The following is a 25,893-nucleotide window of genomic DNA, read 5'->3' as shown; positions in this document are numbered from 1 at the left end:
TCCAGATCGTCCCACCTATGCTGCGATCATGATGGACAGCCATTTCCCCGCCAAGCCGATGCGCAACCCCGAAACCGGTGCGGGCGGGCGTGGCGTCACCGCCGTTCTCGGGCCGACCAACACCGGCAAGACCTTTCTGGCGATCGAGCGGATGGTGGCCCATTCGTCGGGCGTCATCGGCCTGCCGCTGCGGCTTCTGGCGCGCGAGGTCTACCAGCGCGTCGTCGAGCGCGTGGGCGTCGGCGCCGTTTCGTTGATCACCGGCGAGGAGAAGATCAAGCCGCCCAACGCGCGCTATCAGGTCTGCACGGTGGAGGCGATGCCCCGCGAACCGGGAGCCGCCTTCGTCGCGATCGACGAGGTGCAACTCGCCGCCGACCTCGAGCGCGGCCATGTCTTCACCGACCGGATCCTCCATGCGCGCGGCCGCGAGGAAACGCTGCTTCTCGGCTCCTCCACCATGCGCGGGGCGCTCGAGCGCCTGCTGCCCGGCATCCAGTGCGTCACGCGGCCGCGCATGTCGCAGCTCCTCTACGCCGGTTCGAAAAAGATCACCCGCCTGCCGCGGCGCTCGGCCGTGGTCGCCTTCTCGACGGAAGAGGTCTACGCCATCGCCGAGCTGATCCGCCGACAGCGCGGCGGGGCAGCGGTGGTGCTCGGCGCCTTGAGCCCGCGCACGCGCAACGCGCAGGTCGAACTCTATCAGAACGGTGAGGTCGAGTTCCTGGTCGCCACCGACGCGATCGGCATGGGCCTGAACCTCGACGTCGACCATGTCGCCTTCGCGCAGGACTGGAAATACGACGGCTACCAGTATCGCCAGCTTAATCCGGCCGAATACGGCCAGATCGCGGGACGTGCCGGACGCCATGTGCGCGACGGCACGTTCGGGGTGACGGGGCGCGTCGACCCCTTGCCGCAGGATCTTGCCGAATCGATCGAGGCGCATGACTTCGCGTCCGTGAAGGTCGTGCAGTGGCGCTCGCGCGCCCTGAACTTCGCGTCCGTCGATGCGCTGAAGGCCAGCCTGGAGGTGGCGCCTCCCAGCCCCGAGCTCGCCCGATCGCTGCCTGCCGTCGACCAGCGCGCGCTGGAATTCCTGTCGCGCGACGAAACGGTGATGGCGCAGGCCAGGGGCGCTCGCAACGTCGAGCTGCTTTGGGAGGCCTGCAAGCTTCCGGACTATCGGCGCATCGCGCCCGCCCAGCACGCCGAGATCATCGCCTCCGTCTATGCCGACCTCGTGCGCCGCGGCCATGTGGCCGAAGACTACATGGCCGAGCAGGTGCGCCGGGCGGATCTGGCGGAAGGCGACATCGACACCCTGTCCCAGCGTATCGCCGAGATTCGGACCTGGACGTACATCTCGCATCGTCCGGGCTGGCTGGCCGATCCGACACACTGGCAGGAAAAGACCAAGGCAATCGAGGACCGTCTGTCCGACGCGTTGCACGAGCGGTTGACGAAACGCTTCGTAGATCGCAGGACAAGCGTTCTGATGAGGCGGCTGAGAGAGAGCGCATTCATGGAAGCTGAAATCGGCAGCGACGGCACCGTGCGCGTTGAAGGCCACGAGGTCGGTGAGCTGCAGGGGTTCAGGTTCACGCCGGACACCAAGTCCGACGGCCCGGATGCCAAGGCCGTTCGCACCGCCGCCCAGAAGGCGCTCGGTGGCGAATACGACAAGCGTGCCGAACGTTTCGCCAACGCGCCGAACGGGGATCTCGCGATCGGCTCCGACGCGCTTCTGCGTTGGCTGGGCGCGCCGATCGCGTCGCTGACGTCGGGCGACGATCCTCTGAAGCCGCGCGTCGTGCTGCTCGCCGACGAGCAGCTGGCGGGACCGGCGCGCGACAAGGTCGCCCAGCGAGCGGAGCGCTTCGTGACCTATCAGGTCTCGACGGTGCTGAAGCCCCTGGCGGACCTGCGCGACTCCGAAGGCGTCGAAGGGGCTGCACGCGGCATCGCCTACCGGCTCTACGAGAATTTCGGCCTTCTGCAGCGGCGCGACATCGCCGAGGAGGTGCGCGGGCTCGATCAGGACGCGCGCGCGGCGCTTCGCCGCCTCGGCGTGCGCTTCGGCGCCTACCACATCTTCGTGCCGGCCCTCGTGAAGCCGGCGCCGGCCGCGCTGATGACGCTGCTCTGGTCGATCGCCCATGACGGGCGCGACAAGCCGGGCTTCGGCGAGGTGACGCAGCTTCTGGCCACAGGTCGCACCTCGGTCGCCCCCGATCCGAGCTTCGACCCCGTCTTCTACGCCCTGTCGGGCTATCGCCCGCTCGGGCGCCGCGCCGTGCGCGTCGACATCCTGGAGCGACTGGCCGATCTGATCCGGCCGGCACTCGCCTGGAGCCCCGGCGCGGCCAAACGCCCGGACGGCGCGTTCAACGGACGCGAGTTCATCGTGACGCCCGCGATGATGTCGATTCTCGGTGCCACCGCCGACGACATGGACGAGATCCTCAAGGGGCTTGGCTATCGCTCCCACCCGTTGCCGCAGGGCGAGGTCGAGGCGGAGCTGAAGCGCCAGGACGAGGCGCAGCGCGCCAAGCTTGCAAGCGACGCGGCTCCGGTGCCCGAGACCGCTGCCGCCGACACGGCGACGGCCGGCGAGGCCCCTGTCGAGGCCGCTGCGCCCGCGATGGTTTCGACCGATGATGCCGACGCCGCGAGCGAGCCGGAAATCGCAAGCGAAGCGGCTGCGCCGGTCGAGGCCGCGGAGAGCGCGGTCGAGACCGAAGGCGCGAACGCCGAGCCGGAGCCTGCTCGCACCGAGCCGAGCCCGACTGAGTCTGCCGCGATCGAGCCCGCCGCGACCGAATCTTCGGTGACCGAGCCGGCAGCCGACGAGGTCGCGCCTGTCGCCGCCGAAAGCGTCGGCGATGCGGAACCGGTCAAGATGATCCTGCTTTGGAAGCCCTCGCGCGGGGAACCGCGTGGGCGCCAGCAGGGCCGCGGCAACGGGCGTCCGCAGGGGCGCGGCCAGGGCGCGCGCGGCGGCGAAGCGGCCGGCAGCGAAGCCGGTGGCGAGCGCGGACCCGCACGTCAGGGGCGCGGCGGTGGTCGGCGCGAGGACGGGGAGGGCGGCGAGCGTCGCTTCCCGCGTCGCGATGGCAGCAAACCGGGTCAGGGCCAGGGTCGGCGCGAGCGTCCCGAGGGCGAGGAGCGTCGCGAGGATCGCGGCGGCCCAAACCGCGGCGGCCGTCCGTCGTACGGCAAGGAGCGCGAGGGATCGCGTCCCCCGTCCGACGCCCGGCGACCGGAGCGGGCGAGCAAGCCGATCGATCCCGATTCGCCGTTCGCCAAGCTCGCCGCCCTCAAGGACAAGCTGGGCAAGTAGGGGCGGGGCGAGCGCATGGCGGCGGGCGAACAGCGCATCGACAAATGGCTGTTCTTCGCGCGTGTGGTCAAATCGCGCAGCCTCGCTCAGAAACTCGCCGTATCGGGCGCGGTCCGGGTCAACCGCGAGAAGATTTCGCATGCCGCCCGGATCGTTCGACCGGGCGACGTGCTGACGATCTCCATCCATGATCGCGTTCGCATCCTGAAGGTTCTGGACTCCGGCGACCGGCGCGGACCGGCGCCCGAGGCGGCGCTGCTGTTCCAGGATCTCACGCCGGTGCGCGCTGATCTGGTCGGGGCGCCCCTCGCCGAAGAGGGCTGACGGGGAGGGGGTGGAAAGACATTCCCTCAAGTCGCCGTCCCGCGGCGTTTCTCGCTCTTGCAACCGCGGATGCGAGGCGATACGTCCGGCCCTGGAGCGGTTCTAGGCCTCGAACGGGGCCGCAGGCGACCTCCGATCCGCAACGATCACGCTGTTTCGACGTTGCGGGACATCAGTTCCGGGAACTCGCCATGACCTATGTCGTCACCGACAATTGCATCCGCTGCAAGTACATGGACTGTGTGGAAGTCTGTCCGGTGGACTGCTTCTACGAAGGCGACAACATGCTCGTCATCCACCCCGACGAGTGCATCGATTGCGGTGTGTGCGAGCCGGAATGCCCCGCCGAGGCGATCAAGCCGGACACCGAGCCCAATCTCGACAACTGGCTCAAGATCAACGCAGACTATGCCGAGAAGTGGCCCAACATCACCGTCAAGCGCGATGCGCCGGCCGATGCGAAGGCGATGGACGGGGTCGAGGGCAAGTTCGAGAAGTTCTTCTCGGCCGAGCCTGGCCAGGGCGACTAATTCCCGACGATTTCCCGATTTGACCCGTCGACAGCGCATGGGGGCGATCCCCTTGCGCGGTGCATGCGCATGGCATTGCCGCAGGGCAAAGCGCTGCACTGCAGGGCCTGGATGCGGGAATGCGCCATATGCGCAATTCGGTTGAAATTTCCAGCGGGATAGGGTATTATTTGTGCAACAGTCAGACATCGGATCGAGGTCATGAGACCTGATCCGGCGTCATGGTCCTTCTGAAAGGCTCTCCTCCCGTTCGCCCCGTCTTCCAGCGCTCATGCCGAGCGCCGATGGGGTTTGCGAAGGGATTTCCCGAAGTTCCGGACTGCGGCCGGCCTCCGAACCGGGATGCTCAATCCGCGACCCTCGGGTCGTTTCGTGCATAGCGATCTTCCCCGCTCTGCACAACAGGGAGTTTATGAAGCGTATGAGCAGTCAGAAGAAGACCTCCCAGCGTCAGGGTTTCAAGACCGGCGAGAGCATCGTTTATCCGGCCCACGGCGTCGGCCAGATCGTTGCGATCGAGGAGCAGGTGGTCGCGGGCATGAAGCTCGAACTCTTCGTGATCGACTTCGAGAAGGACAAGATGCGCCTGAAGGTGCCCGTCGCCAAGGCGGAAGCCGTGGGCATGCGCAAGCTGTCCGAGACCGACTTCGTGGAGCGCGCTCTCAAGGTCGTCCAGGGCCGGGCTCGCGTGAAGCGCACCATGTGGAGCCGCCGCGCGCAGGAATACGATGCGAAGATCAACTCGGGCGATCTGATCTCGATCGCCGAGGTCGTGCGCGACCTCTACCGCGCGGAGTCGCAGCCCGAGCAGTCCTATTCCGAGCGGCAGCTCTACGAGGCGGCACTCGGGCGCATGGCGCGCGAGCTCGCGGCGGTCAACGAGATCAGTGAGACCGAGGCCGTTCAGCTCATCGAGGTGAACCTCAACAAGGGTCCGAAGCGCGGCGCCAAGACCGCTGACGAGGCGGATGTCGAAGACGAGGACGAGGTGGAAGTCGAAGCCGAGCAGGCCGCCTGACCACCGCCTCCTGCAATTCGATGGATTGGCCGGCCGCTGTCATCAGCGGCCGGCTTTTCTTTACCCTGCGGCAGTGCTAGAGATCGTCAAGCGGTCGAGACCTATCTCCCGCCGATTCCTCACTTTTTTCGTTTCGCCCCTTCCCTGCGATACGATCTGCCTATTTCGCCAAAAAAACTTTGCCCCGTTGGGAACGTTCCGACGCGGTGGCCGTTTCTGACCTGGAAGCGCGGTGTCCCGCCGGGAACGCCGCGCTGCAATTCATCGCGTTTGATGCGCGACATGGAAGGTCCGGGCCCATGAAATCCCAATCGACGCGTCGTCACCTCATCCAGGCCGCCATGGCAGCTCCCTATCTGCAGCGGGAGGAGGAATACGAACTGGCCGTGCGTTGGAAGGAGCATCAGGACCAGGCAGCCCTGCACAAGATCACCTCCGCTCACATGCGGCTCGTGATCTCCATGGCATCCAAGTTCCGCCATTTCGGACTGGCGATGAACGACCTGATCCAGGAAGGGCATGTCGGGCTTCTGGAAGCCGCTGCGCGCTTCGAGCCGGAGCGTGAGGTCCGTTTCTCGACCTATGCCACGTGGTGGATCCGCGCCTCGATCCAGGACTACATCCTGCGCAACTGGTCGATCGTGCGCGGCGGAACGTCGTCGGCCCAGAAGGCGCTGTTCTTCAATCTGCGCCGTCTGCGCGCGCGCTTGAACCAGGGCACCGAGAAGATCTCCTCGACGGAGATGTATCGCGAGATCGCGACGGCCCTGAAGGTGTCGGAGGGCGACGTCGCGTTGATGGACTCGCGTCTCTCGGGCCCCGATTCCTCTCTCAACGCGCCCCTGATGGAAGACGAATCGGGTTCGGCCGACCGGCAGGACTTTCTCGTCTCGAACGATCCCCTGCCGGACGAGATGGTGTCGGCCTCGATCGACGACGAGCGCCGCGTTGTCTGGCTGCGTTCGGCGCTCGGCGTCCTTTCGGAGCGCGAACTCAAGATCATCCGCGAGCGCAGGCTGCAGGACGACGGCGCGACGCTGGAGGCCCTCGGCTCGAAGCTCGGCATTTCCAAGGAGCGCGTCCGGCAGATCGAGACGCGCGCGATGGAGAAGCTGCGCGTCGCACTACTCCAGGCGAACCCCGACGAGGCGGCGTTCATCGCCTGACCATCGTTCCCTTCACAGCATGAAAAAGGCCGCCCGATGAGGCGGCCTTTTTCATGCTGTCGTGTCGAGGCAGCTATTCGGCGATGATCTTGTAGCGACCGCCGAGGGTGATGCCGGAGCCGTCCTCCAGATCGTTCAGCAAGCGGAACATTTCCACCTTTCGATCGACGCCCTGGATCCGCTCGGCGAGCGAGCGCTCCGTGTCGCCGGCGCGGGCGGTGACGACGCGCACGCGCAGCGGCTTCAGCTGCTCGCGCTCCTCCGGCCGCAGCAGGCGGAAGGAGCCCGCGATGCTGGTCGCGATCTGCGGCAACCGGGCAGCGGAATCGGCCGGCAAGGCCGTGAGGAACCGGTAGGCCTGTCCACCGACGCGGATCACCGTGACGTTGAACACGTAGGAGCCGCCGACCGCCTGCGCCGAAACCGCCTCGAGCTCGCCGATGCGGAAGGGGCGGATGGTCGCCGTGTCGAGCCCCCCGACCCAGCCGCTCTGGATGTAGTCTGTGAGCGGGGTGGTCGCCGGCAAAGCGACGCCGTCGAATCGGATCGCGGTATCGCCCGGTCCGGTGGCAAGCACGGCCTCGGCCGTGTTGTCGATGACGAAGCCTTCCGGCACCCCGAAGGTGATGCCGAGGCCCGGGTGGAAGAAGGTCCGCCCGCGCACGTAGCCTTCCGAGGCCGTGTCGCCGAACAGCATCCCGTCGATGCCGGCGAGATACCGATCGCGGTCGGTGACGCCGGTGCCTGGCGGCCCGAAGGCGCTGGCGTGGCGACGCGCCAGTTCCACCCGCTGCGGGGCGGCCGGGTGGGAGGCGAGGAAGTCGAGGTTCGGGTTGCTGGCCTGGAAGGCGTTGCGGAAGGACGAGAAGCTGTCCATCGCCTTCAGGAAGCGCGCAGCGGCGTAGGGGTCGTAGCCCGCGTCGCCCGTCTGCTTGATGCCCATGGCATCGGCCTGGAGCTCCTGGTTGCGGGAGAAGCTGGCGAGGTTCAGCCGTCCGCGCGCCAGGGCCGCGCGTGCCTCCGTCGTGTCGCTCGCCAGAACTTCGGTCACCACGCGCCCGGCCAGCTCCGCCGCCTCCTCGCGCTGCTGGCGCTCGATGCCGTGATTGGCCTTCACGTGGCCCATCTCGTGCGAAAGGACGGCGGCCACTTCGGCCGAATCGTTGGCGAGCGCGAGAAGTCCGCGCGTCACGTAGAGGTAGCCGCCCGGCAGCGCGAAGGCGTTGATGTTGGGGGAGTTGAGCACCGTGATCGAATAGGCGCGGCCCGGATCGTTCGACACCGCGTTGAGCTTGCCGACGATGCCGGCCAGCATGCGCTCGAGCTTGGGATCCGAATAGGCCCCGCCGTAGGCGGCGAGAATACGCGGATGCTGCGACTTGCCGATCGTGGACTGCGGATCCTTGGACTGCACCGCGTCGAAGGAAACGGGATCGCGGCTCATCGGCGCGACGAGGCTCGACTGCGTCCCGGCGCCGCTTGCCACCTCTTCCAGGCTGCCGCCGAGCGTGGTGCAGCCGGCGAGCAGGAGCATCAGCGGTAGCACGACGCCGGCGCGCATTGCGCGTCCGCTCATGCCCGTCCGCCATTCCGTCCCCACTGGCCGCGCCTTGTGCCGCATTCCAGATCTTCCCCAAAGATGCCGATCCGCCTGGGATCGCTTTTGGTCTAACCGATTACGACCAACCCATGAAAGGGCCGTCGCGTCACAGAGCGCCAAGGAAACGGTGCCACGTCCGGCGGCTGCCTTGGTCTAGGAAAGGGACGAAATTAGGGTTCCGCCGAAGCGCTCGCGCCGAGGTAGGCGGCCACCCGCGGATCGTTTCCCGACAGGACCTGCCGTGGCGATCCCGTAAGCCGTATGCGCCCGCCTTCCAGGAAGGCGACGCGGTCGGCATGCCCCAGCGCGTCACCGGGATGATGGGTCACCATGACGATCGTGGGCGGTCTGGCCAGTGTGTCGCGCAGGGCGCCGATCAGCGCCAGCATCTCCATCCGCAGTGCCGGGCCGAGCGCCGCGAAAGGCTCGTCCAGGAGCAGGATCGGCCGGTCGCGCAGGAAGGCGCGAGCCAGCGCCACCCTTTGCCGCTCGCCGCCCGACAGTTCGCCGGGCATGCGGTCGGCAAGGCCCGCGAGGCCCACGCGTTCGAGCGCCTCCCTGGCGCGGGCTCGCGCCGAGGCGGGAAGGCGCCAGGTGGGGCTGATCCCGAGCGCCACGTTGCGCTCGGCCGAGAGGTGGGGAAACAGGTTGTCGTCCTGAAACACCATGCTCACGGGCCTCTCCGCCGGCGCGGTCGCCGTCATGTCGCGGCCTTCCAGGCGCACCGCACCCCCGTCGGGGCGCAGGAAGCCGGCCAGGATGTCGAGGAGCGTGGACTTGCCCGCGCCGGACGGGCCGATCACGGCCAGCCATTCGCCGGGCGCCGCGGTGAGGTCGAAGCGCAACTCCTCCTGGTCGTAGCGGTAGGTCACGGCGTCGAGTTCGATGGCGTTCATCGCGACGATCTTCTCCCGCCTAGCCCACGCTCCGCCAGAAGAATCAGCCCGAGACACAGCAGCGCCAGGAGAAGAGCGATGCCTTCCGCATCCGTCGATCGGTACGATCCCATCCGCTGGAGCAGCAGGTAGGGGAGGGTGACGAGGTCGGAATTGCCGAACAAGGCCACCACGCCGAGATCGCCGAGCGACACCGCCATTCCGAAGGCGCCGGCAAGCGCCAGCGGCCGGCGCAGCGCCGGCCATTCCACGTGGCGCAGGCGGGCAAGCCCTCGTAGCCCGAGCGCTTCGGCAAGGCGACCGTGCCGTTCCCCGACGGACGCGATCTCCGGCGACAGGATGCGCGTCGCGTAGGGGACGACGAGGATCGCGTTGCCGAGAACCACGATCGCGGGGGCGAAGCGGGCGACGTCGCCGGTCTCGCGCAGCGTCAGAAACCAGCCGGCGCCGACCACGATGGGAGGCACGACGAGAACGAGACTTCCGGACAGGGCGAGGAACAGGCCGCCACCGTGCCCCGCGCCCGTCGCCGCCATCGCGAGGCAGACCGAGAGAAGGAGGCCGAGTAAGGCTGCCAGGAGCGCGATCGTGAGGCTGCGGATCAAGGCGTCCTGAAAGGCCGGATCGAGGAGGATGCGCGCGAGATCGGCCTGAAGGCCCGACCACACGATGGCGAGGAGCGGCGCCAGAAGGAACGCCACGGCCGCGGTCGTCAGTCCCACATCGCAGACGCGGGCGATCGGCGAGGGACGATCGAACCGGCGTGCGGCGCGCGCCAGCCCGAACCCCGTGTCGCCCGCCGCGCCGAACTTCAGCGACGGCAAGAGGAGAAGCGCCACCAGCGCGATCTGCACCGCCGACAGCGTGAGGGCGCGCGCGGGATCGAAATCGTAGCGCAGCGCCTGGTAGATCGCGACCTCCAGCGTCGTTGCGCGCGGTCCCCCGCCGAGGACGAGGACCAACGTGAAGCTCGTAACGCAGAGCATGAAGACGAGGCCGGCAGCGGGCCCGAGCGTTCGTGCGACGACCGGCAGCTCGATGACGCGGAACGTCGCCCAGCGCGACAGCGACAGTTGACCCGCAAGCTTCCAGCTTTCCGCCGGTACGCCCGACAGGCCCCCGAGAACGAGCCGGGCAACCAGCGGCATGTTGAAGAAGACGTGGGCGATCAGAATGCCGGGCAGGCCGTAGATGGACGGACGCGGCAGGCCGACGAGGACGAAGGCGTCCGCCACGATGCCGTTTCGCCCGAACACCGTGACGAGGCCGAGCGCGCCGACGAGGACGGGCAGAGCCTGCGGTAGGAAGAACAGGCGCAGGAGCAGGGCACGGCCCGGAAAGCGCAGGCGGTCGAGGGCCAGTGCCAGCGGCACGCCGATGGCGACGGACAGGAGCGTCGAGAGCAATGCCTGACGGAGCGTGAACCCGACGATCCCGCGGATATAGGGATCGGATAGAAGCGCGAGAGGGGAGGCGGGCGCGATCCCCGCCAGGAGCGGCAGGAGCGCGAACGGCAGGAAGCAGAAGCCGACCACGAGCGCGGCCGCAGCGATCCCCATCCGCCGGCGCATCGTCCTGTCCGCGCGGCTCATGCCCGGTGCGAACGCCATTGCGTTCAGCGGCCGAGACCCCGCAGCCATTCCGCCGTCCACTCCGCGCGGTGCGCGGCGACGTCGGCCGCCGGGATCTCCAGCGGCCGGGATGGCTGAACCAGCGCACGGAACGCGTCCGGCAAGGCTTCGCCGGTCGGGGCGGCGGGCAACGACCAGTTGCCGGTCGGGATGATGCGCTGGAACTCCGGCGTCAGGATGAAGGCGAGGAACTGCCGAGCGAGTTCGGGATGGCGCGAGGTCCGCAGGGCGCCGGCGAGTTCGACCTGGAGGTAGTGTCCCTCGGAGAAGCTCGCCGCCTTGTAGCGGTCGGTTCCCTCTTCGATCGCGTGATAGGCCGGCGAGGTCGTGTAGGACAGGACGATCGGCACTTCGCCCTTGGTGAAGAGGCCGTAGGATTCGCTCCACCCCGGCGTCACGGTCAGGATGCGGCGCGAAAGCTCGACCCACTTGGCCTCCGCCTGGTCGCCGAACACGGACTTCATCCAGAGAAGGAGCCCCAGCCCCGGGGTCGACGTGCGCGCGTCCTGGATCGCGATCTTCTGGTCGGGATCGCCTGCCACGAGTTCGGCAAGGCTTTTCGGCGGGTTCGGGATGCTCTCGGAATCGTAGACGAAGGCGAGATAGGAATAGTCGAAGGGCACGAAGGTCTCGTCCGCGAACCCGCCGGGGATCTCCAGCGGCGACAGATCGACGTTCGAGGGCGCGAACAGCCCTGTCGCCTTCAGTTCCGGGATGAGTTCCGCCGTCATGCCGAGCGCGACGTCGGCCTGCGTACGCTCGCCCTCCAGTTTCAGCCGGTTGAGGATCGCCACCCCGTCGTCGAGCCCGACGAAGCGCAGGTCGCAGCCGCATTGCGCCTCGAACGCCTGTTCGATGCGCGGTCCCGGACCCCAGTCCGGCGTGAAGCTCTCGTAGGTATAGACGGTGAGGACCGGCTGCTCGCCCTCCTGAGCGGCCGCGCCGAGCGGCCAGCCGACGACGGCAGCGGCGGCGACGGACAAGACGAGCGGGGCAAGGCGCATGGGACGAACTCCTCGTGCCGGAGTTCGAAGCGCGCTCCGTCGACGCCCGGTCGCGGAACTCCCCCCATCCCTCCGCCGGTATGACCCGGATCAGGTATTGCGGGTTGGCGCATAGCCTCTCAGCCCGGTATGGGCACCCCGTGTGAGCGGTGGCCACGTTGCGCCGATCCCGCCGCGAGAGCAAGGGGGCAGCACCCATTGGAAACCCGCTCTCCCCAGGCGGACGACGATGCGCTATGCGCTCACCCGATGAGCCGCTTCACGATCCTTCTGGCCGGTCCGATCCATCCGACGCCGCGCCTTCTGGCGGAAGTGGCCGGCACGCGCGTGATCGCCGCCGACGCGGGCATCCGTCATGCAGCCGCGCTTGGCCTCGTGCCCGAACTCTGGGTCGGCGATTTCGATTCGCATTCGCCCGAAGACGCCGGCACCGATGTGCCGCGCCTCGAATGGCCCCGTGACAAGGACCGCACGGATGGCGAGATCGCCATCGAGGAAGCCCTCTCCCGCGGCGCGACGACGGTTCTCCTCGTCGGCGCGTTCGGCGGGCGCACCGATCACGTCTTCTCCCATCTCGTGATCGCGCTGCGCGAAGCGGAAGCGGGCCGGGAGGTCGTGCTGTTCGATGGCCGGGAATGGGCCTTTCCGCTGTCCCGAGGCCCCCGGACGATCCCCACAGAAGCCGGCGCACAGTTCTCGATCCTGAAGTTCTCCGACGTCCGCGGACTGACGATCGCCGGCGCGCGCTTCCCGCTGACGCTTGCCGATATTCCGTTCTCCTCGATCCTGACGCAGAGCAACGAAGCTATGGGAGACTCCATCCGCATCGACCTTGCGGAAGGCCGCGCCGTTCTGCTTCTCCAGGCGGACCCGAACCGGCACTGACCGTCCGGCACTGGCCCTTGCGCCTCCGATCGTCTATGCTTCCGGTGGGTGGGTCCCATAGCTCAGCAGGATAGAGCACCAGATTCCTAATCTGGGGGTCGTTGGTTCGAATCCAACTGGGATCACCAATTCTTTCAAACGCTTAGCGCAGCTCCGGCACAATTCTCGACGTGACCCGGACGCCCTCCGGTTTCCCTCGCTACGTCTCCCGATGTGGACTGCCACGGGCAGGGAGGTGCGCCATGGACGAAGGGGCGACGACTGGACCTGCACCGCGGGAACCTTCGGCACCATCTGCGACTTCGACCGGCTACCCCCCGACGCCGCGCGCCCGACCCGGCTTCCGCGGGCTCCCTCGACGGCGGCGACCGGCCTTCGCCTTGGCGATGCCGTGTGCCGCAGACCTCGGCGCCATCTCTGGAGAGACCTCATGAAGATCGACCTGTCCGGCAAGACCGCTCTCGTCACCGGCTCCACCGCCGGCATCGGTTTCGCCATTGCCAAGGGGCTTGCTGCCGCCGGCGCCCGCGTCGTCCTGAACGGGCGGGATGGCGCGCGCACCGATGCGGCGGTCGAACGGCTCCGCGCGGACGTCGCCGGGGCCGATCTGCGGGGCGTCGCCAGCGACGTCGGGACCGCCGCCGGGTGCGACGCGCTGGTGGCCGCGGTGCCGGCCGTCGATATCCTCGTCAACAATGCCGGGATCTTCGGCCCTCAGGACTTCTTCGAGACGCCGGACGCGGAGTGGGAGCGGTTCTACGCCGTGAACGTCCTGTCCGGCGTGCGGCTCTCGCGCGCCTACCTGCCGGCGATGCGGGAGAAGGGCTGGGGACGCGTCCTCTTCCTGTCGTCCGAATCAGGTCTCAACATCCCGGTGGAGATGATCCACTACGGCGTCACCAAGACGGCCGACATCGCGCTCTCGCGCGGTCTCGCCAAGCGCATGGCCGGCACGGGGGTCACCGTGAACGCCATCCTTCCCGGCCCGACCCTTTCAGAAGGGGTCGCGGAGATGCTGTCGGACGACGTGAAGCGGTCCGGTCGCCCACTGGAAGACGTCGCCGCCGACTTCGTGAAAGCCCATCGTTCGACGTCGATCATCCAGCGGGCCGCCACCGTGGAGGAGGTCGCCAACCTCTGCGTCTACGTCGCCTCGCCGCAGGCGTCGGCCACCACGGGTGCCGCCCTTCGCGTCGACGGCGGTGTGGTGGATACCATCGCCTGAGGAGACACGAGGCAATTCGGGTCGAAGAGGCAGGCCACGAAAAGAGCGGCCGGTCTCCAGCGGACGCCGGGCGCCGGGTCGCCCTATCCCCGAGGACTATCGACTGCTGCGATCGTGCGTGAGCGACGCGAAGGCCTCGTCCGCCGCACGGACCCCGGTGTCATGAGCCCCGTGCGCGGTGGAGAAGTCGGAATGGCTCGTCGCTTCCCCGGCGAAGAACACGCGCCCTTCGAACGGCTGGGCGAGAGTTGCGCGCGCGGAGGCATGTCCCGGCAAGGCGCAACTGTAGCCGCCGCCGATCGTCGGCAATCCGCTCCAGTGCGTGGCCGCCAGCGGGCGTAGATGGCGCCCGACCTCCGACCCGAAGAGCCGCACGAGTTCGTCACGCGCAAAGGCGAAACCGGCATCCGCGCCTTCGTCCAGAACCCTGGCACCATCCGCTCCGAGGAAGCATTCGATCACGGGCGCGCCGAGCGGGCGGATGTAGTAGCTTCCCGTCGAAGGGTTGCGCGGATCGCCGGTCACGTGCGTTTCGTCCTCGAACGGCGCGCCGCCGACGATTTCCAGGAACACCTTCTCGTTGCGACCGAGCGGCAGGAGGGCGGCGGCGGCCCGCCAAGGATCGAGGGCGGCCGGCATGGCGATGGCGTCGCCGGCGAGCACGTCGGTCGAGACGGTGAGGATCACGGCGCGCGCCCGGACCGTGCCCGCATTGGTGACGACCACCACGCCGTCCCTTTCGGTTTCGAGACGGCGAACCGCGGTGTTCGTCCGCAACGTCGCGCGAGCCGGCAGGCTTTCGGCGACCAGCGTCCCGTAGCCCGCCGGGAGCCGCCAATTGTCGTCCGTGGAGGCTTCGTCATAGGCGACATAGTCCTCGACCGAGATCCGGTCGGGACGGACACCGCTGATGTACCCGGCCAGCGCCTCGATGAACGCGTTCCAGGCCCCGTTCGGCTCCATCGCGTCGCTGGCGCGGTCACTGGGCGGGGGGACGTCGGCGAGCCGTTCGTACCAGCGCTCCATGGCGTCGGCGGCCGCCGCGTGGTCGGCTTGCGGAAATCCGAGGTTTCGAAACTGTCGTCCCCAGGCGGACATGCGGCGATCGATGGCGAAGCCCGCCGTTTCGGCGATCGTCGTCCAGGCGTTGCGGGCTGCCGAATGGAGCCAGCCGCAGCCAAGATCCAGCACATGTCCGTTCACGTGCCGGGTCTCGGCCCGGCCGCCGATGCGCTCGCTCGCCTCGAGGAGCAGCGGGGATGCGCCCAGCGCGCAGAGGCGCCGGGCCGCGCCGACACCGGCGGCTCCGGCTCCAACGATCAGGAAGTCGACATCTCGGGTCATGCGGATCGGTGTCTCAGGTTCGTGTCGCGGTAGCGAGGTCGGCGAGGTCGAGTTCCTCTTCCAGGACATGGAAGGCGTCGTCGCCGATCGTGCCGTCCCGCCGCAACTCGAGCAGACGGAGCCGGCGCTTGGCCAGCACCGAAGCGCGGAACGTCTTCTCCGGGGGCGTGGGCCGCCCGTCGCCGTCGCTGGCTTCCGACGCCACGCGTCGCTCGAACTCCAATTCCTGGCGGAGGGCCGCCGCTCCAGGTCCCGCATCGCCCTGCACGGCAGCGAGCCCGGCATCGGCCATCGCGACACGTGCCGTTCTGACCTCCCGTTCCACGGGACCATCGTCGCGCAGCCGAAGCATGCGCACCAGCGGTCGCAGGGTAGGGCCCTGGATGACCAGCGTGCCGAGCGTGACGGCGAAGGCGCAGAACAGGAGCATCCCTCGCTCCGGAAAGTCGCCGGGCAGGGCCAGCGCCGTCGCGACCGTGACGATGCCGCGTGTGCCTGCCCAACCGATCACGAGGCCGGAGCGCCAGTCCGGCGCGGCGGCTCCGTCGAGATCGGCGCGGCCGTTCCGCTTGAGCTGCCGCCGGCTCCAGAGGGCGGCCGCGAGCGTCCAGGCCAGCCGCACCGCGATCACGGTGGCGAGCACCGCTGCGCCGACGATCGTCCAGCGTCCGAGCTCTCCCGGCGGCGCCGATGCGATCACGGCGCCCAGTTCCAGGCCTATGATCAGGAATGCGAGGACGTTGAGAACCACCACGGCCGTTTCCCAGACGGCGAAGGAGGGAATGCGCAGACGCGCGGACTGGTAGGCGGCGGGAAGCCTCGCGAGCGTCATCCCATAGGCGACGATCGTCAGGATCGGAGACATGCCGAGCCGTTCCGACACCGTCCAGACCCCGAACGTCGAGACGAACTGGAAGATGATCGACGACGGGGCGTCGGCGATACGGCGCGTCAGGCTGCCGACGACCCAGGCGAAGCCTAGGCCGGCGACGACGCTGCCGACCGCCGAAAGCAGAAAGGCCGGAGCGATCACCTCGGCGCCGACGCCGCCTCCGGATGCGACCGCCGTCAAGGCGAGACGGTAGATCAGAAGGGTCGACGCGTCGTTGAGCAACGCCTCGTTGCGCAGGATCACCGACACGCGATGCGGCAGTCGCACGTCCTGCAACACCGTCGTCGTCGCGACCGCGTCGGGTGGGGCGACGATGGCACCGATGGCGATGGCGGCGGCCCAGGGTATGGTCGGCACGAGCGCGTGGACGACGAGCGCGACCGCCGCGGTGGTCAATCCGACCGCGACCAGCGCAAGACTGAGGACCGCACCCCAGTTGCGCCGAAGATCGCGAAGCGAGGTGTCGTATGCGGCATCCAGGAGAACCGGCGCGACGAAGAGGGCGAGAACCAGCGAAGGTTCCAGGTGGAACTCGACATGGAACGGCGCGAAGGCGATCGCGACGCCTGCCAGGGCGAGGAGCACGGGATAGGGAAGATGTCCCCGGCGCGCGAGCCCGAGGACGAGCACACCCACGGCCAGCATCCCGAGGACGGTTTCGAACACGATCATGCGCGAGTTCTCGGTCACGACTTCGACAGATGCGTGAGTTAGGGCTGCGCATTCGCCACGCCATGCCCTCCCGGTCTGGGCGCGGCGACCGTGTCGTTGCGATGGCGCCGTGCCGGCGCCTCTGCCGCGTCGCGGGGAAACCCGCACCCCACGTCTACCTGACCGGGCTCGTATGCCCCTTGCGGGAACGCTCGGTGGGCACGCGCGTAGACCCGGTGCCGGTGATCGAGGCCGCCGGGGATGGCCTCGATCGGGTCGCTTCCGATCCGGTGGCGGGCGGCGTCATGCCATTTCGGGCATGCCGTCGAGCAACTTGTCCAACGTGATGGGGTACTGTCGCACCCGGACGCCGGTTGCGTTGTGGATGGCGTTGGCGACCGCCGCGCCGACGCCGCACAGGCCGAGTTCGCCGACGCCCTTGGCCTTCATCGGCGAGGAGCGGGGATCGGTCTCGTCGAGGAAGACGACCTCCTGGTGGGGGATGTCGGCATGGACGGGCACCTCGTAGCCCGCAAGGTCGTGGTTGACGAAGAAGCCGTGGCGCGTGTCGACCGCGAGCTCCTCCATCAGCGCGCCGCCGACGCCCATGGTCATCGCCCCGATCACCTGGCTGCGGGCCGTCACCGGGTTGAGGATGCGCCCGGCCGCGCAGACCGACAGCATCCGGCGAACTCGCACCTCGGCCGTCGCCATGTCGACGCCGACCTCGACGAAATGGGCGCCGAAGGTCGACTGCTGCTCGGCCTCGGAGAAGGCCTGGTCGAACTCGATCCTGTCCTCGGCGACGATCTCCCCGTCGGCGGCCGCCTCGGCCAGCGGCACGGAGCGGTTGCCGGAGCGCACAGCCCCCTCCGTGAACTCGACGTCGTCCGCCGAGTTGAAGCCGAGCTTGGCGGCCACCGCCTCGCGCAGCTTGACGCAGGCCGCATAGACGCCCGCCGTCGAGGAGTTGGCGCCGAACTGGCCGCCGGACCCGGCCGAGACGGGAAAGTCGGAGTCGCCGAGCGTCACCTGCACCCGGCTCAGCGGCAGCCCCATCATCTCCGCCGCCGTCTGCGCGATGATCGTGTAGGAGCCCGTGCCGATGTCGGTCATGTCGGTCTCGACGGTGACGACGCCGTCGGACCCGAGCCGCACGCGGGCGCCCGAGGGGAGGGTGAGGTTGTTGCGGAAGGCCGCGGCGACACCCATGCCCACCAGCCATTGGCCGTCGCGCACCTGGCCGGGCGTCGCGACGCGCGCGTTCCATCCGAAGCGTTCGGCTCCCCGGCGCAGGCACTCGACGAGCTGGCGCTGCGAGAAGCGGCGCTCCGGCTTCATCGGGTCGACCTGCGTGTCGTTGACGACGCGGAACTCAACCGGGTCCATCCCGAGCTTCTCGGCCATCTCGTCCATGGCGATCTCGAGCGCCATCAGGCCCGGCGCCTCGCCGGGCGCGCGCATGGCGTTGCCCTCCGGCAGGTCCATCTCGGCCAGCCGCATGGCGGCCAGGCGATGCTCGCCGGCGTAGAGGAGCTTCGTCTGGGCCACCGCCGTCTCCGGATCGCCGCCCTGGAGGTTGCCGGACGTGCTCTCGTGCGCGATGGCGGTGATCCTGCCGTCCTGCCCGGTGCCGATGCGGATGCGCTGGATCGTGGCGGGGCGGTGCGTCGTGTTGTTGGCGATCAGGGGACGGGCGAGGGCGACCTTCACCGGACGCCTCGCTTCCCTCGCGCCCAGCGCCGCCAGCAAGGCGTCGGAGCGCAGGAACAGCTTGCCGCCGAACCCGCCGCCGACGAAGGGCGCGACCAGACGCACCTTCTCCTTCGGGACGTTCAGCGTCGCCGCAAGGTCGGTCCGGCTCCAGTCCACCATCTGGTTCGACATCCAGACGGTCAGCTCGTCCCCGTCCCAGCGCGCCGTGGAAGCGTGGGGCTCCATGGCCGAATGGCTCTGGTCCGGCGTCGTGTAGGTCTCGTCGAGCTTCACCGCGGCCTGCGCGAAGGCGCGCTCGAAGTCGCCGATCCGGTCCTCGGCCGGCGTGGCGCTGCCCTCGTCGCTGTTGCCGCCGACGGGCGGCGCGTCCGGCGCGAGCGCGCCGAGGTCGAAGCGCCCGTCCTCGCGGACGTAGTCGACCCGCACGAGGTTGGCGGCGGCTCGCGCCTGCTCGAAGGTCTCGGCCACGACGACCGCGACCGCTTGGTGGTAGTGATCGACGGCGGGACCGGCAAGGAGCCGGGCGACGTTGAACTTGCCCTTGCCGAGGGGGCCGGCGTTCTCGTGCGTCACGATCGCGAGGACCCCCGGCGAGCGGCGCGCCGCACGCGTGTCGATGGACCCGATGCGGCCCTTGGCGATGGCCGAGCCGACGACGCAGCCGTAGGCCAACTCGGGACCGAGGTCGTTGTGCTCGTAGGCGTAGTGTGCCGTGCCCGTCACCTTGAAGCGGCCGTCGATGCGCTCGTGCGGTTGGCCGACGACCGTCATCCGGTCGATGGGATTGGTGCCTGCGGGGCTGTCGAACTTCATCGGATCATCTCCTCGCTTCGGAAAGGACCGCGGCGAGCGTGCGCTCGGCCAGCGCGACCTTGAAGGCGTTGTGTTCGGTCGGTCGCGCGTCGGCGAAGAGGTGCTGGGCGGCGGGGCGCGCGCCGTCGCCAAGCGCGGCATCGGCCGCCTCGACGCGCCACGGCTTGTGGGCGACGCCGCCCACCGCCACCCGTCCGGTCCCGTCCGGTTGCACGACGGCAGCCACCGAGACGAGGGCGAAGGCGTAGGAGGCGCGGTCGCGGACCTTGCGATAGACGTGCCGGCCGCCGATCGGCGGGGGGAGCGTCACGGCGGTGATCAGCTCGCCCGGCTCCAGCGCGGTCTCGACGTGCGGCGTGTCGCCGGGCAGGCAGTGAAAGTCCGCGATCGGGATCGCGCGCGTCTCGCCGTCCGGCTTCACCGTCTCGACGCTCGCGTCGAGAACGCGCAGCGCGACGTTCATGTCCGAGGGGTTGGTGGCGATGCAGGCGTCGCTGACGCCGACGACGCCGAGCTGGCGGGAATAGCCCTCCAGCGCCGAGCAGCCGGAGCCGGGGGCGCGTTTGTTGCAGGCCATGTTGGTGTCGTAGAAGTAGGGGCAGCGCGTACGCTGCAGAAGATTGCCCGCCGTGGTCGCCTTGTTGCGCAACTGGCCCGACGCACCGGCCATCACGGCCCGCGTCAGGACGCCGTAGTCGCGGCGGACCCGCTCGTCGGCCGCCATGTCCGTGTTGCGCACAAGCGCGCCGATCCGCAAGCCGCCGTCCTCGATCGCCTCGATCGTGTCGAGGCCGAGGCCGTTGACGTCGATGAGGTGGCGCGGCGTCTCGATCTCGAGCTTCATCAGGTCGAGAAGGTTGGTGCCGCCGGCGATGAACTTGGCGCCCGGCTTGGCGGCCGCCGCCTGCGCCGCGGCCTGCGGGCTTTCCGCCCGCTCGAAGGTGAAGGATCTCATGCGGGCCTCCCGGCGACCTCGGCCATGGCGTCGGCGATGTTGGAATAGGCGCCGCAGCGGCAGATGTTGCCGCTCATGCGCTCGCGCAGCTCGGCGTTGGACGCCTCGGGCGCGGCGGCGAGGTCGGCCGTCACGTGGCTCGGGATGCCCGCCTTCACCTCGTCGAGCACGGCGACCGCCGAGACGATCTGGCCCGGCGTGCAGTAGCCGCACTGGTAGCCGTCGTGCTTCACGAAGGCGTCCTGCATCGGATGGAGGCTGTCCGGCGTGCCGAGCCCTTCGATCGTCGTGACCTCGTCGCCCCCGTGCAGGACGGCGAGCGTCAGGCAGGCGTTGATGCGCCGCCCGTTCACCATCACCGTGCAGGCGCCGCACTGGCCATGGTCGCAACCCTTCTTCGTCCCCGTCAGATCCAGATGCTCGCGAAGGGCGTCGAGCAGCGTGGTGCGCAGGTCGAGATCAAGCTCGCGACGCTCGCCGTTCACCGTCAGGGAGACGGTGGAGACGACGGGCGTGTCGGCGGCGCCTGCCGAAGGCGCCTGCGCCATCGCGGCGGACGGCAGCGCGGTGGTCGCGGCGCAGGCCGATGCGCTGGCCATCAGCTCGCGTCGGTTCATCGTGAGTTCGGGAAATCTCGACATGGCGATCCCATTCCGTAGGTCGTTCGAGGGCGGCGACGGTGACGTGGGCGGCTCGGCCGATGCGTTGTTTGCGGACGGCCGCCTCGCGGCCCGGCACCCCGTTTCCACCGATCCAGTTTGTAATTAGTCCAAACAGGCGGGCCGATTACCCCCGTGCGGCCACATGCCGTCATCAAGAACGCTCATCAATGCGTGAGCATGCGCCGCGGATCGCCCGCTGCCTCGTCGTCCGTTCGCTGGATCGCCGGAGCGCTCCCGCCGTCGGTCGGACGTCAGGACCGAATGGGGACGCCGGAGAAGGGGCTTCCGATCCCGGCGCGAACCCACTATCGGTCCGGCATGCACATTCGGCCTGCTCGACCCGACGACGTTTCCGGCATCCTCGCCGCCATCCGACCCGTGGTCGCCGCGGGGGAGACATACGCGATCGATTCCACGATCGGCGACGACGAACTGATCGCCTACTGGATGGGGCCCGACAAGCGCACGTTCGTAGCCGAAGAGGACGGTGCCGTTCTCGGCACCTACTATATCCGGACGAACCAGGCTGGCGGGGGCCGTCACGTCTGCAACTGCGGCTACGTCACCGCCGCCGCAGGGCGCGGCGTCGCCCGCAGGATGTGTGCCGACTCGCTCGACCGCGCCCGGGCGCTCGGCTACCGCGCGATGCAGTTCAATTTCGTCGTGAGCACCAACGCCCGGGCAATCGGTCTGTGGAATTCGATGGGTTTCGAGACGGTCGGGCGGTTGCCCGGCGCATTCCGGCATCCCTCGCTCGGCGACGTCGACGCCCTCGTCATGTACCGGGCGCTCTGACAGGCGGCTCGTCCGACGCCTGTGACGGCCTTCGCCTTGGTGCGATTGGCCGGAAGGAAGATGCGGCGTCGCGCGTAATGCCAACCATGCGTGCCGACATCGCGTTCGGTTGATTTGCGGAACTCCCGCCGACGGTGGCGCGAACCGCAAATCCATGGGCGGACAACGACTCTTGACCGTCCCCGTCTTGGACCGTCCCCTTCGTCCGCTAGCTTCCTAGTCTGTAGCGCTTCCAATCTGGAACCGCCTCCAACCGAGCGGCCGATGAAGCGACGACATTTGGGCATCGGCCTCCTCGGGATCCTCGTTGCCGGCGCAGGCGCCTTTCTCGCCATCGCCTGGGAACGCGAGATCGCTCCGATCGACGGCGCGCGCGAGGCGTCTGTGCAGGATGCCGCCTTGGTGAAACAGGGGGCGGATCTGGCTGCGGTCGGCAACTGCGTCGTCTGCCACACCGCGCCTGGCGGGAAACCGTTCGCCGGCGGCTTGGCCCTGCCGACGCCCTTCGGCACGATCTACTCCACGAACATCACGCCCGATCCGGAGACCGGCATCGGACGGTGGAGCGAGGCGGCGTTTCAAAGGTCGATGCGGGAGGGGGTCGACCGCGAAGGGCGTCATCTCTATCCCGCCTTTCCCTACGATCACTACACGCTGGTTTCCGACGAGGACAATCGCGCTCTCTACGCCTACCTGATGACGCGCGAGCCCGTGTCCGCGCAGGCGCCCGAGAACGAGCTGCCTTTTCCGTTGAACGTGCGCATGGTGCTGGCCGGCTGGAAGCTCCTGTTCTTCCGCGAGGGGACCTTCGAGCCCGACCCGGCAAAGGACGAGGTCTGGAATCGCGGCGCCTATCTCGCCGAGGGCCTCGGACACTGCAGCGCCTGCCACAGCCCGCGCAATCTCCTCGGCGCGGAGAAGAAGGGCGGCAGCCATCTGGCCGGGGGCGAGTCCGAAGGCTGGACCGCCTATGCCCTCAACGAGGCGTCGCCCGCGCCAATCCCCTGGGATGTCGACAGCCTGACGCACTACCTGCACCAGGGCTGGGAAGCCCGGCACGGCGTCGCCCGCGGCCCCATGGCGCCCGTCAACGCCAATCTCGGCACGTTGCTGGAAGCCGAGTCGCGCGCGATCGCGACCTATATCGTCTCGCTGATGGGCGAGCCGACGGCCGAACGGCGCCAACGCGCCGAGGCGCTGTTGTCGCAGGAGCAGGAGCATCTTCCCGGTGTCGCGGCCCCGTCAGCCGGCACGCAGACGGTGCCGGCTGTGCACGATCCGGCCGATCGGGGTGCCACGATCTATGCGGGCGCCTGCTCGACCTGCCATGACGCCGGTCGGCCGCTGCCCTATGGCGGGCTGCGCCTCGACAACTCCACCGCGATCCAGGGTCCGACGCCGGCAAACCCGATCAACGTCATCCTGAACGGCATCCCGGCGCCGGAAGGCGAGCGGGGTCCGATCATGCCGGGCTATGCCGGTGCGCTGGACGACGGCCAGATCGCCGACCTTCTGGCCTACATGCGCCGCACCTTCAGCGATCGACCGGCCTGGGACGACCCCGCCGATCTCATCGCCGAGGCGCGGGCGAGGGGAGAGGAAAACGGCCAGCGTTCGCTCGCCACCGGCTCCCAGGCCCCGGCCAATCCTTCGAAGCGGGAGACCTCATGGTAAGCCTGACCGTCAACGGGACGCTGCACGACATCGAGGCCGATCCCGACACTCCGCTTCTCTACGTGTTGAGGGACGATCTCGGCCTGCACGGGGCCAAGTACGGATGCGGTCTCGGCCAGTGCGGGGCCTGCACGGTGATGGTCGAGGGAGAGGCGGTCCTGTCCTGCGTGACGCCCGTGCTACTGCTCGAAGGCAAGGCGGTCACGACGGTGGAGGGCCTCGGGACGATCGAGGCGCCCGGGCCGATGCAGGAAGCGTTCATCGCCGAGCAGGCGGCGCAGTGCGGCTACTGCATCCCCGGCATGATGATGCGCGCCCAGGCGCTTCTCCAACGCGATCCCGGCGTGTCCGACGAAGCGATCCGCGCGCATATGGAGCCGAACCTCTGCCGCTGCGGCACGCATATGCGCATCCTGGCCGCCATCCGACGCGCGGCCGACAGCATGGCGACGGCCGGGGCAGAGGCTCCGTCGGGGAGGGCGGGGTCATGAGCGGGCGCGATCCTCATGCTCTGACGCGGCGCGGCGTCCTTCTGGGCACCGGCTCGCTGGTGCTGGCCTTCTCCATGCGAAGCGCGTTCGGGCAGACCACGACCTCGCCGGGCAACGAGGCGCAGAACTTCCAGGCGGTCGAGGAGGTGGCTCCCGAGCTTCCCGGCAGCCTCAAGACCAATCCGAACCTCGAATCCTGGATCCGCATCGACGCCGAAGGGCGCGCCACCGTCTTCACCGGCAAGGCGGAACTCGGCCAGGGCATCAAGACCGCGCTTCTCCAGATCGCTGCCGAAGAATTGGAGATGCCGTTCGAGAGCTTGAGCCTGATCGGACCCGACACCAGCGAAAGCCCCGACGAGGGCTTCACGGCCGGCAGCCACTCGATCCAGGACAGCGGCACGGCGATCCGCCATGTCGCCGCGCAGATCCGCGAGATCCTCGTGGCGGAAGCGGCCCGGCGCTGGAGCCTGCCGGCGGAGGACCTCGTTGCCGAAGCGGGCGCTGTGAGCGCGCAGGACGGACGGCGCGTCGGCTACGGAGACCTCGTTTCAGGCGAACTCATTCGCGGGCGAGCCCGACCGGACGCCAGGCTGAAGCCGACGAGCGACTTCCGCGAGATGGGGCGCCCACGCGCACGCATCGACATCCCCGGAAAGGTGACGGGTGGCGCGGCCTTCGTTCAGGACATGCGCCCGGACGGGATGGTGCATGGGCGCGTGGTGCGCCCGCCGAGCCCGCGGGCACGCCTCGTCTCGGTCGATGCCGCGCCGGTCGAGGCCATGCCGGGCGTCCTTGCCGTGGTGCGCAACGGATCCTTCCTCGGCCTTCTGGCGGAGAAGGAATGGCAGGCGATCAAGGCGATGTGGACGCTTTCCACACTCGCCCGCTGGGAGGAGCGGGAGGATCTGCCGGATGCCGCCACGCTGGCCGATCATCTTCTGTCGCGTCCGATCGAGGACGGACAGGTGGCCGAAAGCGGGCAGCTTGGCACGCCCGGCCTCGCCGTCGTCGAGGCGCGCTTCACCCGCCCCTACCAGCTTCATGCCTCCATCGGCCCGTCCTGCGCGGTCGCAGTGCTCGCGGACGGCGTCACCACCGTTTGGACCCATACGCAGGGTGTCTATCCCGACCGCGAGGCGATCGCCGGGATGCTCGGCGTGGAGGAGACGGCGGTGCGCTGCGTCCATGTCGAAGGCTCGGGTTGCTACGGCCACAACGGCGCCGACGATGCGGCGGCGGACGCCGCGCTCCTCGCGCAGGCCCTGCCGGGACGACCGGTGCGCCTGCAGTGGATGCGCGAGCAGGAGCATGCCTGGGAGCCCTTCTCGCCCGGCATGGTGACACGGATCCGGGCCGGGACCGATGCCGCCGGAACGGTGGTGGATTGGACCCACGAGGTCTGGAGCAACACCCACAACTCGCGGCCCGGCGGCGCCGGCGCGCTCCTGCCCGCTCAGCATCTGGCCCAGCCGTTCGCGCCGACGATCCCGAAGGTGCGGATCACGCCCGAAGGCAACGGCGACCGCAACTCCAACCCGCTCTATGCTTTCCCCAATCGCGATGTCGTCTGGCATTTCATCGAGGAGATGCCGCTGCGCGTCTCCGCCCTGCGGGGCCTCGGCGCCTACATGAACGTCTTCTCCATCGAGAACATGATGGACGAGCTGGCGGCGAAGGCGGACGCCGATCCGGTCGAGTACCGGCTTCGCCACATGCAGGACGAGCGCGCCCGCGACGTGATCGAACGCGCGGCCGCGATGTTCGGCTGGCAGGCAGGAAAGGCCCCGCCGGCGAACCACGGCTATGGATTCGCGTTCGCACGCTACAAGAATCTCGCCGCCTACTGCGCCGTCGCGATGGAGGTGATGGTCGAGCCGGATACGGGGCGCGTGCGCATGGTCCGCGGCTCGACGGCGGTGGATGCGGGCGAGGTCGTCAACCCGGACGGCGTCGCCAACCAGGTGCAGGGCGGCATCGTCCAGTCCGCGAGCTGGACGCTGTACGAGGCGGTGACCTTCGACCGGACGCGCGTCACCTCGGTCGACTGGTCGACCTATCCGATCCTTCGCTTCGATGCTCTGCCGGAGACGATCGACGTCGAGATCATTCCGCGTCCGGGCACGCCGTTCCTGGGGGCGGGGGAGTGCAGCCAGGGGCCGGGCGGCTCCGCGCTTGCCAATGCCGTCGCCCATGCGATCGGCAAGCGTCTTTACGATCTGCCGCTCACGCGCGAACGCATCCGGGAGGCGATCCGAGCCTAGGCCTCCGAGGGAAT

Annotated in this window: 20 protein-coding genes, 1 tRNA gene and 1 riboswitch; of the genes, 12 read left to right on the top strand and 9 right to left on the bottom strand. The window is 68.8% G+C overall.

The window, feature by feature from the left end:
- The first annotated feature begins 28 nt into the window (after positions 1-28).
- From AUL34_RS02100 to AUL34_RS02080, 5 genes are all read left to right on the top strand, one after another.
- On the top strand, positions 29-3,343 hold the full coding sequence (locus AUL34_RS02100; RefSeq protein WP_082653081.1) for a helicase-related protein: 3,315 nt from the start codon (positions 29-31) through the stop codon (positions 3,341-3,343).
- Between the two features lie 15 nt (positions 3,344-3,358).
- Positions 3,359-3,667 carry an RNA-binding S4 domain-containing protein gene (locus AUL34_RS02095; protein ID WP_061930379.1) on the top strand — a complete coding sequence of 103 codons (309 nt, stop codon included), beginning with the start codon at positions 3,359-3,361 and terminating at the stop codon, positions 3,665-3,667.
- Positions 3,668-3,858: 191 nt separating this feature from the next.
- Positions 3,859-4,197, top strand: coding sequence for a ferredoxin FdxA (fdxA, locus tag AUL34_RS02090; RefSeq protein ID WP_061930376.1), 339 nt, complete (start codon positions 3,859-3,861; stop codon positions 4,195-4,197).
- A 412-nt stretch (positions 4,198-4,609) separates the two neighbouring features.
- Positions 4,610-5,215 carry a CarD family transcriptional regulator gene (locus tag AUL34_RS02085; RefSeq protein ID WP_061930373.1) on the top strand — a complete coding sequence of 202 codons (606 nt, stop codon included), beginning with the start codon at positions 4,610-4,612 and terminating at the stop codon, positions 5,213-5,215.
- A gap of 299 nt (positions 5,216-5,514) precedes the next feature.
- A complete protein-coding gene (locus tag AUL34_RS02080) occupies positions 5,515-6,381 on the top strand; it encodes an RNA polymerase factor sigma-32 (protein ID WP_061930370.1) in 867 nt (288 codons plus the stop codon).
- Positions 6,382-6,454: 73 nt separating this feature from the next.
- On the opposite strand, the gene AUL34_RS02075 is transcribed toward AUL34_RS02080, so the two are convergent.
- From AUL34_RS02075 to thiB, 4 genes are all read right to left on the bottom strand, one after another.
- Positions 6,455-7,957, bottom strand: coding sequence for a M48 family metalloprotease (locus AUL34_RS02075; protein WP_061930640.1), 1,503 nt, complete (start codon positions 7,955-7,957; stop codon positions 6,455-6,457).
- Positions 7,958-8,151: 194 nt separating this feature from the next.
- Positions 8,152-8,877 carry a thiamine ABC transporter ATP-binding protein gene (gene thiQ, locus AUL34_RS02070; RefSeq protein ID WP_061930367.1) on the bottom strand — a complete coding sequence of 242 codons (726 nt, stop codon included), beginning with the start codon at positions 8,875-8,877 and terminating at the stop codon, positions 8,152-8,154.
- On the bottom strand, positions 8,874-10,436 hold the full coding sequence (thiP, locus tag AUL34_RS02065) for a thiamine/thiamine pyrophosphate ABC transporter permease (protein WP_061930365.1): 1,563 nt from the start codon (positions 10,434-10,436) through the stop codon (positions 8,874-8,876). The genes thiQ and thiP overlap by 4 nt, the downstream gene beginning before the upstream one ends.
- Before the next feature lie 56 nt (positions 10,437-10,492).
- On the bottom strand, positions 10,493-11,512 hold the full coding sequence (thiB, locus tag AUL34_RS02060) for a thiamine ABC transporter substrate binding subunit (protein WP_061930361.1): 1,020 nt from the start codon (positions 11,510-11,512) through the stop codon (positions 10,493-10,495).
- Between the two features lie 50 nt (positions 11,513-11,562).
- A riboswitch (TPP riboswitch) is annotated at positions 11,563-11,663 on the bottom strand.
- Positions 11,664-11,761: 98 nt separating this feature from the next.
- On the opposite strand from thiB, the gene AUL34_RS02055 reads away from it, so the two are divergent.
- The 3 genes from AUL34_RS02055 to AUL34_RS02045 all read left to right on the top strand — a co-directional run bounded on the left by AUL34_RS02055 (position 11,762) and on the right by AUL34_RS02045 (position 13,622).
- The gene (locus AUL34_RS02055) at positions 11,762-12,397 is read left to right on the top strand and encodes a thiamine diphosphokinase (protein ID WP_061930358.1); all 636 of its coding nucleotides are present in this window, start codon (positions 11,762-11,764) and stop codon (positions 12,395-12,397) included.
- Positions 12,398-12,448: 51 nt separating this feature from the next.
- A tRNA-Arg gene (locus AUL34_RS02050) sits at positions 12,449-12,525 on the top strand.
- 302 nt (positions 12,526-12,827) lie between these two features.
- Positions 12,828-13,622, top strand: coding sequence for an SDR family NAD(P)-dependent oxidoreductase (locus AUL34_RS02045; protein ID WP_061930355.1), 795 nt, complete (start codon positions 12,828-12,830; stop codon positions 13,620-13,622).
- Between the two features lie 96 nt (positions 13,623-13,718).
- Here AUL34_RS02045 and AUL34_RS02040 read toward each other — a convergent pair whose 3' ends face one another.
- The 5 genes from AUL34_RS02040 to paoA all read right to left on the bottom strand — a co-directional run bounded on the left by AUL34_RS02040 (position 13,719) and on the right by paoA (position 20,634).
- Complete coding sequence (locus AUL34_RS02040; protein WP_061930353.1) at positions 13,719-14,966, bottom strand: FAD-dependent oxidoreductase; 1,248 nt, start codon at positions 14,964-14,966, stop codon at positions 13,719-13,721.
- 13 nt (positions 14,967-14,979) lie between these two features.
- Complete coding sequence (locus tag AUL34_RS02035; protein ID WP_061930350.1) at positions 14,980-16,530, bottom strand: sodium:proton antiporter; 1,551 nt, start codon at positions 16,528-16,530, stop codon at positions 14,980-14,982.
- Between the two features lie 282 nt (positions 16,531-16,812).
- Complete coding sequence (gene paoC / locus AUL34_RS02030; RefSeq protein ID WP_061930347.1) at positions 16,813-19,038, bottom strand: aldehyde oxidoreductase molybdenum-binding subunit PaoC; 2,226 nt, start codon at positions 19,036-19,038, stop codon at positions 16,813-16,815.
- A 4-nt stretch (positions 19,039-19,042) separates the two neighbouring features.
- A complete protein-coding gene (locus AUL34_RS02025; RefSeq protein ID WP_061930344.1) occupies positions 19,043-19,993 on the bottom strand; it encodes a xanthine dehydrogenase family protein subunit M in 951 nt (316 codons plus the stop codon).
- Complete coding sequence (paoA, locus tag AUL34_RS02020) at positions 19,990-20,634, bottom strand: aldehyde dehydrogenase iron-sulfur subunit PaoA (protein WP_082653079.1); 645 nt, start codon at positions 20,632-20,634, stop codon at positions 19,990-19,992. Before paoA ends, AUL34_RS02025 begins: the two co-directional genes overlap by 4 nt.
- A 339-nt stretch (positions 20,635-20,973) precedes the next feature.
- On the opposite strand from paoA, the gene AUL34_RS02015 reads away from it, so the two are divergent.
- From AUL34_RS02015 to AUL34_RS02000, 4 genes are all read left to right on the top strand, one after another.
- The gene (locus tag AUL34_RS02015; RefSeq protein ID WP_061930634.1) at positions 20,974-21,450 is read left to right on the top strand and encodes a GNAT family N-acetyltransferase; all 477 of its coding nucleotides are present in this window, start codon (positions 20,974-20,976) and stop codon (positions 21,448-21,450) included.
- 264 nt (positions 21,451-21,714) lie between these two features.
- Positions 21,715-23,124, top strand: coding sequence for a cytochrome c (locus tag AUL34_RS02010; RefSeq protein WP_061930340.1), 1,410 nt, complete (start codon positions 21,715-21,717; stop codon positions 23,122-23,124).
- A complete protein-coding gene (locus tag AUL34_RS02005; RefSeq protein ID WP_061930338.1) occupies positions 23,118-23,615 on the top strand; it encodes a (2Fe-2S)-binding protein in 498 nt (165 codons plus the stop codon). The genes AUL34_RS02010 and AUL34_RS02005 overlap by 7 nt, the downstream gene beginning before the upstream one ends.
- The gene (locus AUL34_RS02000; RefSeq protein ID WP_061930335.1) at positions 23,612-25,879 is read left to right on the top strand and encodes a molybdopterin cofactor-binding domain-containing protein; all 2,268 of its coding nucleotides are present in this window, start codon (positions 23,612-23,614) and stop codon (positions 25,877-25,879) included. Before AUL34_RS02005 ends, AUL34_RS02000 begins: the two co-directional genes overlap by 4 nt.
- Positions 25,880-25,893 lie beyond the last annotated feature (14 nt).

This window comes from Aureimonas sp. AU22 (genome assembly GCF_001463745.1).
In the GTDB taxonomy this organism is placed as follows: domain Bacteria; phylum Pseudomonadota; class Alphaproteobacteria; order Rhizobiales; family Rhizobiaceae; genus Aureimonas.
This window is presented reverse-complemented; position numbering and strand designations above follow the sequence as displayed.

What these genes read in the sequence shown, in the direction of transcription:
- AUL34_RS02100 (WP_082653081.1), top strand. Translation starts at nt 29, where the DNA reads ATGATGGACAGCCATTTCCCCGCCAAGCCGATGCGCAACCCCGAAACC.
- AUL34_RS02095 (WP_061930379.1), top strand. Translation starts at nt 3,359, where the DNA reads ATGGCGGCGGGCGAACAGCGCATCGACAAATGGCTGTTCTTCGCGCGT.
- fdxA (WP_061930376.1), top strand. Translation starts at nt 3,859, where the DNA reads ATGACCTATGTCGTCACCGACAATTGCATCCGCTGCAAGTACATGGAC.
- AUL34_RS02085 (WP_061930373.1), top strand. Translation starts at nt 4,610, where the DNA reads ATGAAGCGTATGAGCAGTCAGAAGAAGACCTCCCAGCGTCAGGGTTTC.
- AUL34_RS02080 (WP_061930370.1), top strand. Translation starts at nt 5,515, where the DNA reads ATGAAATCCCAATCGACGCGTCGTCACCTCATCCAGGCCGCCATGGCA.
- AUL34_RS02075 (WP_061930640.1), bottom strand. Translation starts at nt 7,957, where the DNA reads ATGAGCGGACGCGCAATGCGCGCCGGCGTCGTGCTACCGCTGATGCTC.
- thiQ (WP_061930367.1), bottom strand. Translation starts at nt 8,877, where the DNA reads ATGAACGCCATCGAACTCGACGCCGTGACCTACCGCTACGACCAGGAG.
- thiP (WP_061930365.1), bottom strand. Translation starts at nt 10,436, where the DNA reads ATGGGGATCGCTGCGGCCGCGCTCGTGGTCGGCTTCTGCTTCCTGCCG.
- thiB (WP_061930361.1), bottom strand. Translation starts at nt 11,512, where the DNA reads ATGCGCCTTGCCCCGCTCGTCTTGTCCGTCGCCGCCGCTGCCGTCGTC.
- AUL34_RS02055 (WP_061930358.1), top strand. Translation starts at nt 11,762, where the DNA reads ATGAGCCGCTTCACGATCCTTCTGGCCGGTCCGATCCATCCGACGCCG.
- AUL34_RS02045 (WP_061930355.1), top strand. Translation starts at nt 12,828, where the DNA reads ATGAAGATCGACCTGTCCGGCAAGACCGCTCTCGTCACCGGCTCCACC.
- AUL34_RS02040 (WP_061930353.1), bottom strand. Translation starts at nt 14,966, where the DNA reads ATGACCCGAGATGTCGACTTCCTGATCGTTGGAGCCGGAGCCGCCGGT.
- AUL34_RS02035 (WP_061930350.1), bottom strand. Translation starts at nt 16,530, where the DNA reads ATGATCGTGTTCGAAACCGTCCTCGGGATGCTGGCCGTGGGTGTGCTC.
- paoC (WP_061930347.1), bottom strand. Translation starts at nt 19,038, where the DNA reads ATGAAGTTCGACAGCCCCGCAGGCACCAATCCCATCGACCGGATGACG.
- AUL34_RS02025 (WP_061930344.1), bottom strand. Translation starts at nt 19,993, where the DNA reads ATGAGATCCTTCACCTTCGAGCGGGCGGAAAGCCCGCAGGCCGCGGCG.
- paoA (WP_082653079.1), bottom strand. Translation starts at nt 20,634, where the DNA reads ATGTCGAGATTTCCCGAACTCACGATGAACCGACGCGAGCTGATGGCC.
- AUL34_RS02015 (WP_061930634.1), top strand. Translation starts at nt 20,974, where the DNA reads ATGCACATTCGGCCTGCTCGACCCGACGACGTTTCCGGCATCCTCGCC.
- AUL34_RS02010 (WP_061930340.1), top strand. Translation starts at nt 21,715, where the DNA reads ATGAAGCGACGACATTTGGGCATCGGCCTCCTCGGGATCCTCGTTGCC.
- AUL34_RS02005 (WP_061930338.1), top strand. Translation starts at nt 23,118, where the DNA reads ATGGTAAGCCTGACCGTCAACGGGACGCTGCACGACATCGAGGCCGAT.
- AUL34_RS02000 (WP_061930335.1), top strand. Translation starts at nt 23,612, where the DNA reads ATGAGCGGGCGCGATCCTCATGCTCTGACGCGGCGCGGCGTCCTTCTG.